Consider the following 13,021-nt stretch of genomic DNA (forward strand, 5'->3'; position numbering starts at 1 on the left):
CGGGGTAATCAATGGCGAGCGTGGCATAGACGCGATCCTCAAAATCTCATAATGTACTATGGTATAGTATGTTACATATGTCGACTGGACAACGCTGAAAGCGCTGAAGATGCGGCGTATTGCTCTTGATGATGCACTGTAATGTGGGGTTTGGTAGGCACAGGATAAAAATATCGACCTGTGCCAATAAAATACATATCTGGCCCTTGAAGGCCCCTTCGCTACGCCCCAAATACGTTTTATGGTCAGCGGACGTCCGAATAAGTCGGGCGAGACCAGAGTTCGTACCTCTGCCCCCGCCCTGACCACAACGCGTCTTTTGGGAGACACGCCATGGCTAACTCAATCGTATCCCGCCGCGTGGGCGGTTTCAATGCCACGCATTCCCCGGTTTTGTCCCGGTTCGCCTTGCTGCGCGCCGCGCTGCCTGCGCTGGTCGAGGCAGAGCGCGCCCTTGACGGCTATGCCGGTCAGGACCCCGCGCTCCAGATGTTCACCGATGCGGTGGATGAAGCGCGCGCCGTGCTTCTGTCGCACGGGCGGGCGCTTGCAGCTACACCTGTCACGGATCCGCGCGATCACACGCTGCGGCGCGTGGCGGCATTGGTCCGGACCGTCGTGCTTTCGGACGACGCCACCGAGGTTGCGCGCATCCGCGACGCCATCACCATGAGGCGTTGGGCATTTCGCAGCCCGCCCCGGGTCGAGGGGCAGAACCATGGGCATAACGAGGATGACGCCCCGTACACTGCCCTGGCGACCTGCGCCCTTGACGCGCTGGTGACCTATATTGATCTGCCTGATCTGCTGGAGGGAGGGCGGGATGCGGCTGTTGCGGCTGCTGGCCCTACGTCCACCGGTGCGACGCGCCGTCTTGCCAGCCATTACCAGGCGCATACGCCGATGTCGGCGCAATTCACCGCGCTGTTGCGCGCGCTCACGGTTTTCCTGCAGGCTGAAGCCCCTTTGCAACGCTCTGTGGCGGGCGATGTTCTGAGCGCGCGTTTCGGTGCCGCGCTGTGCGAGGGGGAAGCCGCGCAAGCCCGCACCCATCGCGAACTTGATACGCTGCTGGCCATGACCCCGCGCCGCGCGGAGGATCGGACGCTGTGGGATATGGGGTTCTTCCTCTATAGCCTGTTTGGCACGGAAGATGACATGGAGCGGCGTGCGTTGTTTGACGTCGTTCAGGCCAATTTCAGCCTGTTTGAAGCGCAGGGCACGCATGCGGTGGCCTGCCAGATGCGCCCGGTACAGTCGGTGTTTTTCCAGCTCTGTGCGCGTCTGATGGATTTGGAGGATTTCGGCGGCGACGGCCCGGACGGGTCGGGCGCCTTCGGGCAGGTGCAGGCGGCCTGAGCCGACCCGGACCTTGCGGCGCGGGCCTGCAACACGGGCCTGCGACACGGGCCTGCGATCTTTGAGGCGTGCGTGGGGGGGGCGGGCGGAGGCTTTGTGCCTCACAGACCCCGCCCCTCACGCCACCGCCCTTGCATCCTCACATTTCCCAGCCATGGAGTTACCCCATGCAACAACTTTTTCTGCCGAACATGGTCATGCCTTCCCGACCCATGGAGATCCGTGACGCCCGCGAGGCGCTGGCCATGTATCCGAAGATGTCGACACCCGATCTTTGCCGTTACGCCAAATATCTTGGCAGCGCCGCTGAACTGCTGGTGGATTCCATTTTCATGCGCCTTGGGGAGCGGGTCTACCCCATGCCCGAGCATGAACGTCACGACCGCGTGCTCATTCTGCCGGATGACACCCCGGTGCGTGTTCAGGTCAAAACCCGGCATTCGGTGAACGCAAATGGGGACTATGTCTTCAACCTGAGGCAGCGCAGCGAACGCGGCTCGACCGGGCGCGGCCCCTATGCGGCCACCGATTTCGACATCCTTGCGATGGCCATTCTTGCGGAGGGAGTGGTGCGTTTCACCGCCGACTGGCACAGTCGTCATGTCGTCCACGTCTCCGAGATCACGCACCTGCGCCGCAACCCGCGGGCGTCCCTGGACGCCGCGCTGGCACGGCTTGGCCACACCGATGCCATCCCGGGCGGGTGGGACCACGATCTCGACCTCGCCGCCTAGTACCCGGCTCCGCCTAGATCGGGGCTGGCTGACCGGAACCGCTTGATCCGGTCGGCCTAAATCGGAACCGCCCGACTGGGCACACCCGCGACACCAAAACATCGCAGCAATATCCCGTGCCCGGCCCGCCCTTGGGGCGAACCATTTCCCCGTTCCTTATTCCTGACGGAGGCTTCCCATGACGCAGCCCACCACCCCGACCCTCACGTCCACGACCAGCGGCGCGGCAGCTCCCGCTGACTGGCGCGTTTTCGCCGCAGCGATCCGCGATAGCCTGCTTTTCGAGCAATCCGGATGGGCGACGATCAGCGGTGTCATCACCACACACCCGCCTTATGCGGCGCCGACCGATGCGCCAGTTTCTGCGGTTGCGCCGCTGCGGCAGGCGAACGCTGCCACGTCCTCCACCCCGGCCCACCCGCCAACGACCGCCAGTACGCTGCCCCGGACCGAACTCGACGATATTCTGGATTTCGTCGAGGCAGAAGCAGAAGCGGCCGCTGCGCTGATGGCGGACGCCCTGCCGCCTGTCCCCGACGGGTCGGGCAAGGAGGCGGCGGTCTACAGCCTGCGGCCTGCCGTGGCGCTTACCGTGAACCGGCTGGCCGCTACTTTCGGCAGCCCGGCCGCGATGTATAATGCTCTGAGCGCGCCCGGATCGCTGACAGTGCTTTCGGCGGGCACCCTTGGTCTGGATGAGCCCCTGTACAAGGTTCTGGACCATATCCTGAGCCGCGCGCCCTTCTGGCCGGAGGATGCGCCGCTGCCCAAGGCGATCCGGGCCGAGGAAGCGATGCTGTCGAAGGACAACCGCAAAACAGGCGCAGGCCCGATCGGCCAGCTGGTGCCCACGGTCCGCACGGCGCTGGAAACGCGGCGCGCGATTGTCGCGGTGGCGCTGGCGGCCGGTACCCTGCCCACGGCCCTGCGCGCGCTGAAGCCGCAGGTGATCCACCTTGCACCCCTCGACCGGGCCATGCTGGCCACGATCCTGACCGATGCTTACCCCGATACGGAGGACCGGAATGAAGGCGACCCGAGCGCCGTGGCCGCCCTCGCCCGCCTGCCGGAGGACGCCCGCTACAAGGGCCTCGGGCCGGACGATCTGGTGCTGGCCTTGCGCAACCCGACGCTGGAGGGTGCCATCGCAGCCCTGATGCTGGCTGCGGCACCAGATGCCGCTGATGAACCGGGGCTGGCCGATTTCCCGCTTCCGCAAGAGGTACGCGAACCCCTGGAGCAGATGGTCACTGACCTGCTTGCGTGGCAGGCGGGCGAGATCGCGTGGAAAGACGTCACCCGCGGCATCCTCCTCTCCGGCCCGCCGGGGAGCGGCAAAACCGAAGTTCCCCGCCTTATCGCCAGATCGGCGGGGATCAACGTGATCACGGGCTCGATCGCCGACTGGTCCTCGGAGGGAAGCCGCGGGAGTGAGGTGATCAAGGCGATGCGGGAGTGTTTCGCCCGTGCTGCGGCCGCTGCGCCCGCAATCCTGTTCATCGACGAACTGGACGCTGTCGGGGACCGCGACCGGCCCCATGACACCAACTCAACCTGGACCGAGTATGTGGTGACGGGCCTTTTGGCCGCCATGGACGGCTATGAGGGGCATGAGGGCGTGGTCATTATGGGCGCGACCAATCATCCGGACCGGATCGACAAAGCCATCCGCAGGCCCGGGCGTTTCGACCGGGTGCTGCATCTGGGCTACCCGACGCATGATCTGATCCCCGCCGCGATCCGCTGGCAGGCCTGGCCGGATCTGGCGGATGCGGACCTGACCGGCATTGCCGCGCAGGCATCCGGCATGTCGGGGGCTGACATTGCAGGCCTTGTCCGGACCGCCCGCGCGCGGGCGCGGCGCGCGAAGCGCCCGCTCACGTGCGACGACCTGAGCGCCACGCTGCGGGACCTGCGGCCGCCAGTTCCGGAGGAGATCCGCTGGCAGGTCGCTGTTCACGAGGCGGGTCATGCCATCACCGGAGCTGCGACCGGTATCGCGCATCCGCAGATGCTGGCGCTTCAGGGCGGCGGCGGAGTGACGCAGCAAGCACTTCTGCGCCGCAGCCAGCGCCGCAATGAGATCGCCGATACGCTGGCCAATGATCTCGGCGGGCGCGGTGCAGAAATCCTCATCTTCGGGGAACCCTCCGGCGGGGCGGGTGGCGACGCCAATAGCGATCTCGCGCGCGCCACGCAGACGGCGGCCGCGCTGGAGCTGTCATGGGGACTGGGCCACGATCTGATCTGGCTGGGCGATCCGGAGGTGGTGCTGGCCCGGCTGCGCGCCGAGCCGGTCCTGCGCGCGCGGGTCGAGGCCCGGCTGCAGGCGGCGCAGGCTCGTGCCCTGCGGATTGTGGAAGCCAACCGCCCCGTGCTGGAGGAGATGGCCGCGGCACTGGTCCGGACCGGATTGCTGGCCGGCCCCGAGCTGGAGGCGCTGGTCGCGAAGGTCGTGCCGGATGCAGCGGCCGGGCCAGTGCCCGGACAGACCCCTCTCGCACAGACCACTAGCGCGCCCATCCCCCCGGCCCCTGTGGAGGAGGATTCCCGCGCAACGGGCGATGTGGTCAGCCCCTCCGATGGTCAGGCCGGACACCCTGAAGCACGCCTGCTGACAATCACTCCGGAACAGGGGAACGCGTGGACAGCGCACGAGGTCCGGACAGGGCCGGACCGGGCCGACAATACCAACACCCCGCCCGACCCGGACATCGTCCGGCCGTTCGCCGCCTGAGGGGGCCCGCGATCGCGCTGTCCGGACTTCCACCCCAAAGCGCGTGCGGCCAGCCCGCGCGCCCAAGCGGGTAGTTTTGGTGTGACATGGGCGGACCCGGTCCGGACAGGATTGCCGCTGTCAGGCGCAGCTTGAGACAGTTTGCGCGTGGCGTGCGGTCTGACAGTTGCGCCCGTCCCTTTTGTCCGGAGGACAGCTCAATCTTGTCCGGAGTTCAGACAACCTGTGGCCCGGAGGGATGCCCCCATCACCGATTTTCCGCAGCCCACCTACCGCGCATTTTTCCATCACATGCAGCTGGAACCAACACCCCGCCCACCCCCGATGAATCGCATGCGGCACATAATCCCTGTCCGGACCTTGATCCCGATCCTACGCCTACACCCTCCAAACCCAAACACCTGCTTCCACCACGCGCGCCGGAGCGCGCGCCACTTCCTCTCCGCCCAAGGGGCGGCTCCCCCGCTCTTTGCGTCCCAAGGTCCCTAAAACCCAACCACCCCCAGGCTCCAAAACCAATCCCAACCTTACAAACCAAACAAAAGCGCCGCAGGCACCCCGCGCGGGCACCGCAAGCGCGAAACTGGGTGGGGGTATCTGGAAACCATGTTAAGATCAGCGCACATGAAGACGGCGGGTATCTGAGGTTCCACGCGTGATCATCGTCGCTGATATGTACGGCGATTGCAGGGCAGGGCTGGCGGCAGACCCCGCCGCCAACCGCCTTTGATCGCTATGCCTACGCGCGGTCAGACGTGCACCGGAACGTCAAAGTGACGTTCAACATCAATGCGTTAAAGAATTTCTAATGCACATCTTCCGCCTTCCGGGGGGCTGCTCTTTTGCCCCCTATGATGTATCTTGACCCTGACGCTCCGACCCGTTGCCCGCCCGGTCTTCTTTGCCGGGCAGCAACTCGGTGCGAGCGCGAGTAGGGCAGGGACACGAATGCAAAGGCAAAAGGTGTGACGCAGACCAGCATCAGACAGTACCTGACCGCGCACCGTCCCGTCCGGCGCAGGGGGGTGACATGTCGCTCACACTTGTAAAACCGCCCCGTCCGGCCGCCGTACCACCTGAAACGCGGCCCGTGTCGGCGCCAGTCTTGGCCATTGGGGACGCGGGCACGCCGTGCGCATCTGCGCACCAGACCCGTGTTGTGCACGAGGATTGCAGGACGGCGGAAGCAGACAACCAGATCGTCCCCCTGCATGACCTCCAGAACGACCCCGCGCGCACCCAACGCCCTCAGGCACAAGGGATCACGCCTGCCACCGCGCGCAGGACACTTCCCCCACAGCCTGTCGAGGAACGCATCGCAAACGCGCTGCGCCTGGTCGCCGAACTGCTCCAGCATGACGAAACCTATCTGCCGGTCTTTCTGCGGCTGGAAGCGGAACTGCAACAGGCACATGCCCGCCGCGCGGCGCTGGAGCGCGCGAAATCCTTGCTACAGACCCGCCATTAGAGGGCGATGCGCGCCAGCTCGCCCGCCTTGAAGGCAAGCCCACCCGCCTGACCGTATTTCTGCCGACCCAATGAATGGCCCATCAATTCGCGCCGGACACGCTCGTCAATCCGGCCCCGCAGCATCCGGTCCTCAAAATTATGCCGCAAGCTATACATTACATGGTCATCACTCTCCATCAGCCCATTCTCGCGCAGGAACTTGTTCACAGTGGCCGACAAGGTCGCGGGCTTCGCCCGATATTGCGGGAACCCTTTGGGAAACGCGCGAAAGACCTCAAGGCTGACGCCGGTCAGCGGGATCTCGCGCCGCGAGGTCTTGTTCTTGATCTGGCGTGTTTCGTCTGCAGCGATCACAATATGGGGCACATCGTGGTCCAGCCGAATACGTTCGGCAGTCAATCCCGCCGCTTCCGACGGACGGTAGCCCGTGTTGATCATGCCCAAAAAGATCGCCCGCGCCTCCGGGTTCAGGCCGGACAACACGCCCGGGGCCAGCAGCCGATCGCGGATCCAGATATCCGAGAAGGGCAGCCGTTCTTTCTTGTCGCCGTCTTTCAGCGTCAGCTTATGCAGCGGCAGGTCGAAATCGAACCCTTTCAGCTCGTTTACAGTCTTCAGCACATCCGCAAGGTGGATCAGGTCCTTGTTGGCCGAATTGGGCGTCAGATCCTCCTCCGCGATGCGTTCCAGCCACCAGGACCGGAAGTCGAGGAAATCCGCGCGTTTCATCTGCGCCAGCGGCAGGTCGCCCACCACATCAATGAAATTGCGGACAGCTTTCTTGCGGGGATTGACCCAACGCCGCTTCTGATCCTCGCTTTTGCCACGGGTCCGGTCGGGCGTCAGTTTCCAATATTCCTCAAGCGCCTGCGACACGGTGATCGACGGCACCTCCACAGCCCCCAGCACCGCAGGGGCCGCAGCAAGGTTCGCCGATCCGTCACGGCGTTGCAAAACCTCAATGCGCGCCAGCAGCGCCTCCAGCGGCAGCTGTTCAATATCGCGGATCGGCATGTAGCTCACGCCATGGCTGCCAGCGATCGCGCGCGCGGCCTCAAACCGCGCGGCCCCGTCGTCGGACCTGCCCGCCAGCTGGGCCTCCCAGCCCGAGACCAGACTTTCCCACACGCCCGGCGCCTTTTGGGCCGCAAGCTGGCGCGAGTCGGTCTGCAAGGATACCCACACCTCACGCCGCGGCTCGATTCCCGCAAATTTCGCCGGAACGCGCCGCCGCAAATGCCATGTCTTCCCACGCATCATCAGCTGCATATCGCCACCCCACATAAGCACCTGTGTAGCAAGATGTGTAGCAGGAAATCGAGTATTCAAGGAAAGCGCTGTGCGGAGAAAGCTTAAAAAGGACGTTAACCCGTTGAGAGCTATTCATAAAATTCTGACAACAACGCTAGGCTGTGGCGGAGAGACAGGGATTCGAACCCTGGGTCCCCGTGAAGGGACAACGGTTTTCGAGACCGCCCCGATCGACCACTCCGGCACCTCTCCGATCGGCGTCTCGATACTGGCTTGCGCATGGGCGTGCAAGGGGAAATTGTTCATATCGTCATTCCCCGTGCACCGGAGTGAGTGGCGCGCGTCGTTTCCAGAAGGGCCGTCGTCTTTCATATGCCCCGCGCGCGAAAGTGTTTGGTGTTGGGGCATGGATTTCCCTATGCTGGCACAACCTGCATAACACCGGATTTGACCATGCCCCCTGCCCTGCTGCGCACCGCCCTTGTTTTGATGACAGGGTTTTTCGTTGTAATCTCTTCCTTGCGAATGGCGGCGGCCGATGATCTGTCGCGCGCCTATCTGCTGCCGGAACTGTTCGGCATCATGGCGGCGGAAGGGCGCAGCTCTGTGCTGGTCGAGGGGGCGATTCCCTTGCAGGGGCGTGCCCTTGCAGATTTTGAACGCGATGTCTCAAGGATTTACGATGCCGAGCGCATGCATGCGGCTTTTGTCGCGACCCTGACCGCCGATATGGAGGCCACGCCAGACGTGGTGCAAGATGCGCTTGAATTTGCACGGACCGACCTTGGCAAGCGTGTCCTGCGTCTGGAAATCTCTGCCCGTGACGCCTTGCTTGATGATGAGGTCGACCAGATCGCGCGGATGGCTTTGCAAAATGCGCGGGCGGCGCAACAGGGTGCACCCGCCGCAGACCGACTGGACATGATCCGCGCGCGGGTGGATGCGAATGATCTGGTTGAATTGAATGTCTCTTTGGGGCTGAACACCAGCTATGCCTATTATCAAAGCATGATGTCCGAGAATGCGGTCAACGGGCTGGACAGTGAACAGCTTTTATTTCTGGTCTGGGCGCAAGAGCCTGAAATCCGTATCGATGTTGAAGACTGGATCGAATCCTATTTCATGATGGCCTATCAACCGCTCAGCGATGAAGATTTGCAGGCGCTGATTGATTATGTCTCAACGCCTTTGGCGCAGGCATTCAACCGTGCCATGTTTCGGGCATTTGAGGTGGTGTTCGGTGATATTTCGGTTGCGGTCGGTCGCGCCTTGGGGCGGCGCCTGAATATCGAGGATTTGTAAACCGCGCCCCTGTTTCAGGTGACAGGGCCACGTTCCAGCCTGTCGCCCAACAGGTCCAGCATGTGCAGGCACAGGTCCAACTGGGTTTCATCCAGATATTCATCGGGTTTATGGGCCTGCGCGATAGACCCCGGCCCGCAGATGACCGATGGAATGCCAATGGTCTGGAACAATCCCGCCTCGGTCCCGAATGGCACCAGCCCCGCGCCATTCGCGCCGGTCAGCGCCATGACCAGATCGCGCGCGGGGTTCTGGGGTTCGGGCAACAAGCCAACCACTTCGGCCACGATCTGGGTGTGAATATCGGCCTGCGGATGGATGGCGCGCATCTCGGGCAGCAATTCGTCCTGCACCAGCCTTTCCAGCGCGTCTTTCACGAAATCCGCGTCGGATGGCTGCACAGGGCGCATTTCCCATTCCAGCCGCGCCTTGCCGGGAATGACATTATGCGCCACCCCCCCTGCCAGCAGCCCCATATTGATGGTCGTATGTGGCGGGTCAAACGGGCAACCCGCAGGGGCGCGGGCTTGCAGGGCTTTGCGCAACTCCAGCAGCTTCATCACGAAGCGCGACGCATATTCAACAGCATTCACCCCCAGATCGGGGGCAGAGCCATGCCCCTCCAGCCCGGTGAACCATGTTGTATATTCAAAACAGCCCTTGTGCCCGTCGATCACCTGCATCTGTGACGGCTCGCCAATGATCGCGGCAGCGGGCCGGATGCCGCGCTTTTGCAACGACGCGGTCAGGGCTTGCGCACCAAAACACCCGACTTCCTCATCATAGGTAAAGGCGAAATGAACCGGCACGGCCAGATTGCGGCGGGCAAATTCGGGGGCCATCGTCACACAGGCGGCGACAAAACCTTTCATGTCGCATGTGCCGCGCCCGTATAACCTGCCGTCGCGCTGGGTCATAACGAAAGGGTCGCTGCTCCAGGGTTGCTCGGCCACAGGCACCACATCTGTATGGCCAGACAGGATCACGCCGCCATCGCATTCCGGCCCGATTGTGGCAAACAGGTTCAGCTTCTCACCCGTCGCATCTGCTTGCGTCCAGACACGCGCGCCGCTGTCTTCCAGATATTCTGCCAGCGCTAGGGTAAGCGCGCGGTTGCTGTCGGAGGAGACTGTCGGAAAGGCAACCAGCTCTGCCAGCAGGTGCTTGCACCGCGCCAGACGGTCTGCATTGGGTGGGTTATGCATCCGGAACCTCTCGTGTCGCCTATACCACTTGGCTATCTGGGTGGGGCATCGGCGTCAATCGGGCTGTGGGGGTGCGTTCCCAACTCTGCCAGCAACCACTCGGCGCGGGCAATCAGATCATCTGCCAGATGCAGCTTGCGGGCCAGCCGTTCCGCTTTGTCAGGCGTCTTTGCGCCCTCATCCACCAGCGCCGCACGCCGCGCGCGCAGCTTTGCAATCACCTTCTCAACATCGCGCGGCTTGATCTTGTGGGCCTTGCCCGCGCGCATCCGCGCCAGATAGTCTTCCAGCTTGGCTGATAACTTCTCATAGCCCATCGCACGCTCCTGAACCGCCGGATTTCAAGCCATAGCACCACGAAAGATGTGACTGTTTCATGACACATCCTGCGCGGATTTCTGCGTCAGTTCATCGTCATCCAGTTCCAGCAAACGCTCGATCTCGGCCTCGGCCATGTCGGGGGGCCGGTAGATCAGTTGCGCCGCATCCAACAGGGCGCGCATCGCCTCAAAGGCATAGCCGGAATCGTTCAGGAAAGATGTCGCATCGGCTGCCGAAATCCGCCGCGTTTGCAATGCCCCTTCAACCTGCCGGACAGCGGCGCGCGCTTCATGGTCAAGGGCTGCGCGCTCTTCCTCGATCCATAACGAGCTGCGCGCCTCGGGTGCCATCCCCTCCAACCGCTCGATCTCGACCAGTATTTGCGCGATTTCACAGCGCAGATTGTCGTAAAGCTGCGTTATCTCACCATGGGGAACCGTGGTAAACCGCTGGGTATTGCGGCGCATATGCTTGATGGCCTTGACCGCGCGCACCACAGCGCCCGCCGCATCGCGCAATTCCTGCAAGCGCGTTACCGTGGTGGCAGGCAGTTCCAGCGTTGCCTTTTGTGCACTGAATTCGACAATCGCGGCATGCAGGCTTTTGACCTTGTCTTCATAGCGCCGCTCGAAATCCAGCAGGATCGGGTCGTTCGACCGTGCAACAGTTACGCCAATATCCTTGGACTGGGTCAGGTCGTCCAGCCGCAGGTTCAGCCCTTCGCAGATCAGGCGCGCGGCGTTTTCATGCAGGTGGCGCAATTCATTGCCCAACGCGGCCAGAATAGGGGCGGGAAACGCGCCCAGATCGGCATTGATGTAGCGCGGCTTGCTGATATTGGGCGCAGGCGCTGCAATGCGGCGTTCCAGAAACCGCACCAGCCGCGCCATCAGCGGCACCATAATGGCAAGCCCCAGCAGGTTGAACAGCGTGTGAAACACCGCCAGCCGCAGCGCAAAGTCATCAGGCCGAATGCCCAGCAGGTCGCTGATAAGATCCACTGCATGGCGCAGGGGCACAATCAGCACCAGCGCCGCAATCGCCGTGGCAAAGTTGAAGATCAGATGGCCCAGCGCCAGCCGCTTGCCCTGATAATTGGCCGAAGCCGCCCCGATAAGCGCCGTGACAGTGGTGCCGATATTTGCACCAATCGCCACGGCCAGCGCGTTTTCATAGCCAATCTGCCCCGAGGCCAGCGCCGTGATGACCAGCAGCATTGTGGCATGGCTGGATTGCATGACCACTGTGGCCGCCGCCCCCAGCAGCGTATACACCGCCAGCCCGACCAGCCCAGCCAGGGCCAGCTGGCTTAGGTCGAACCGTGCGCTGAATGCGTCGAACCCGTCCTTGATGAATGCGATCCCCAGAAAGATCAGCCCGATGCCCAGCACCACCTGCCCTGCCCCGCGTATGGCTGGCGCGCGCTGGAACATCAGCACCGCGCCAATCGCCAGCATCGGCATGGCATAGCGCGCAATATCGACCTTCAGCCCCACCCCTGCGATCAGCCACGCTCCTGTCGTCGTGCCCAGATTGGCCCCGAAGATAATGCCCATCCCCGCCTGTAGCGTGATCAGCCCCGCGCTAAGGAACGAGATTGAAATGACCGACACAAGCGAGCTGGATTGCGTGACTGCGGTTGCCAGCACGCCAAAGCCCATCGCACGCGGCAAAGTGCCCGTGGCACGCGCCAAGATGCGTTCCAGCACCGACCCGCCCAGCGCCTTGAACCCGTCTTCCAGCATGACCATGCCCAGAAGAAAGATCGCCACACCGGCGGCTATGTGCTGGAAATCGGCACTTAGCCAAAAGGCCAGCAGCAAGGTGGCAAGGATCAAACCCAACTGAAGCTGTGGCGCATATCGTGTCATGGATCAGACTGTCCCGGCGCGGTCGGCATGTGTTTTGTCTGGCACTGCCTTGAACAAGATGTAGCCCGAGAGCGGGGCGCAAAGCTACTGCTTTTGCACCGCTGTTAGGAATCGATGGGGTCGATCAGCTCTTCCCCCTCGGCGCGGTTGGAATTCACCTTTGGTGACACGCGATGCATCTGCAACGCCCCCTCTGGTGCGGCGCGCATCAGCGTTGCGGCCCCCTGCCCCACCTCGCCCAGCCATAGCGCCCAATCGTCTTGCGGCACGATAACCGGCATCCGGTGATGGATCTGCGCCATCTGCGCATTGGCGGCGCAGGTGACAATCGCGCAGGTGACAAGCCGCTGGTCGCCCTGTTCCCACACCTGCCAGATACCGGCAAAGGCCAGAAATTCGCCTTGTGTGGGGCGAATATACCAAGGCAGCCGCGCGCCTGCCGCATCTTTGGTCCATTCATAAAACCCACAGGCCGGGATCAGGCAGCGCCGCTTGCGCGCGGCATCGGCAAAGGCGGGTTTGGCCGCAATCGTCTCGGCGCGCACATTGATCAGCAAGGGGCCGTCATTCTCTCGTTTATACCAATGCGGCACAAAGCCCCAGCGCATTGGCCCCATATGCCGCGCGCCCTCGCGGCTGATGATGGTTGCCACCGGCTGCGTGGGGCAGATGTTGAAGCGCGGCACGGGCGGCAAATTGTTCGCGGGCTGCGCCTGAAAGGCGCGGGCCATCGCGTCATCGGGCAGGGTAATGGCAAAGCGTCCGCACATT

Annotated in this window: 10 protein-coding genes and 1 tRNA gene; 5 read left to right on the forward strand and 6 right to left on the reverse strand. The window is 63.1% G+C overall.

The window, feature by feature from the left end; all coding sequences use genetic code 11:
• Positions 1-333 precede the first annotated feature (333 nt).
• The 4 genes from BG455_RS09470 to BG455_RS09485 all read left to right on the forward strand — a co-directional run bounded on the left by BG455_RS09470 (position 334) and on the right by BG455_RS09485 (position 6,298).
• Positions 334-1,359, forward strand: coding sequence for a hypothetical protein (locus tag BG455_RS09470; RefSeq protein WP_143079905.1), 1,026 nt, complete (start codon positions 334-336; stop codon positions 1,357-1,359).
• Positions 1,360-1,526: 167 nt separating this feature from the next.
• Complete coding sequence (locus BG455_RS09475) at positions 1,527-2,093, forward strand: PDDEXK-like family protein (protein WP_111361518.1); 567 nt, start codon at positions 1,527-1,529, stop codon at positions 2,091-2,093.
• 178 nt (positions 2,094-2,271) lie between these two features.
• Positions 2,272-4,830, forward strand: coding sequence for an AAA family ATPase (locus tag BG455_RS09480; protein WP_071469762.1), 2,559 nt, complete (start codon positions 2,272-2,274; stop codon positions 4,828-4,830).
• 1,030 nt (positions 4,831-5,860) lie between these two features.
• Positions 5,861-6,298, forward strand: a complete 438-nt coding sequence (locus BG455_RS09485) for a hypothetical protein (RefSeq protein WP_071469763.1) — start codon at positions 5,861-5,863, stop codon at positions 6,296-6,298.
• On the opposite strand, the gene BG455_RS09490 is transcribed toward BG455_RS09485, so the two are convergent.
• The gene (locus BG455_RS09490) at positions 6,295-7,557 is read right to left on the reverse strand and encodes a tyrosine-type recombinase/integrase (protein ID WP_245735511.1); all 1,263 of its coding nucleotides are present in this window, start codon (positions 7,555-7,557) and stop codon (positions 6,295-6,297) included. The genes BG455_RS09485 and BG455_RS09490 overlap by 4 nt on opposite strands.
• A gap of 156 nt (positions 7,558-7,713) precedes the next feature.
• Positions 7,714-7,803 (reverse strand) — tRNA-Ser (locus BG455_RS09495).
• Between the two features lie 201 nt (positions 7,804-8,004).
• Here BG455_RS09495 and BG455_RS09500 point away from each other — a divergent pair.
• Positions 8,005-8,853 (forward strand): hypothetical protein, encoded by an 849-nt coding sequence (locus BG455_RS09500; RefSeq protein WP_143079906.1) that lies wholly within the window; start codon positions 8,005-8,007, stop codon positions 8,851-8,853.
• Between the two features lie 14 nt (positions 8,854-8,867).
• Here BG455_RS09500 and argE read toward each other — a convergent pair whose 3' ends face one another.
• The 4 genes from argE to BG455_RS09520 form a co-directional block, all read right to left on the reverse strand.
• Positions 8,868-10,058, reverse strand: coding sequence for an acetylornithine deacetylase (gene argE, locus BG455_RS09505; RefSeq protein ID WP_071469765.1), 1,191 nt, complete (start codon positions 10,056-10,058; stop codon positions 8,868-8,870).
• 32 nt (positions 10,059-10,090) lie between these two features.
• Positions 10,091-10,375 carry a hypothetical protein gene (locus BG455_RS09510; RefSeq protein WP_071469766.1) on the reverse strand — a complete coding sequence of 95 codons (285 nt, stop codon included), beginning with the start codon at positions 10,373-10,375 and terminating at the stop codon, positions 10,091-10,093.
• 57 nt (positions 10,376-10,432) lie between these two features.
• Positions 10,433-12,250 carry a Na/Pi cotransporter family protein gene (locus BG455_RS09515; protein WP_071469767.1) on the reverse strand — a complete coding sequence of 606 codons (1,818 nt, stop codon included), beginning with the start codon at positions 12,248-12,250 and terminating at the stop codon, positions 10,433-10,435.
• 104 nt (positions 12,251-12,354) lie between these two features.
• Positions 12,355-13,020, reverse strand: coding sequence for an SOS response-associated peptidase (locus BG455_RS09520; protein WP_071469768.1), 666 nt, complete (start codon positions 13,018-13,020; stop codon positions 12,355-12,357).
• Position 13,021 lies beyond the last annotated feature (1 nt).

Origin of the sequence: Roseinatronobacter thiooxidans (genome assembly GCF_001870675.1) — a bacterium.
Classification (GTDB): domain Bacteria; phylum Pseudomonadota; class Alphaproteobacteria; order Rhodobacterales; family Rhodobacteraceae; genus Roseinatronobacter; species Roseinatronobacter thiooxidans.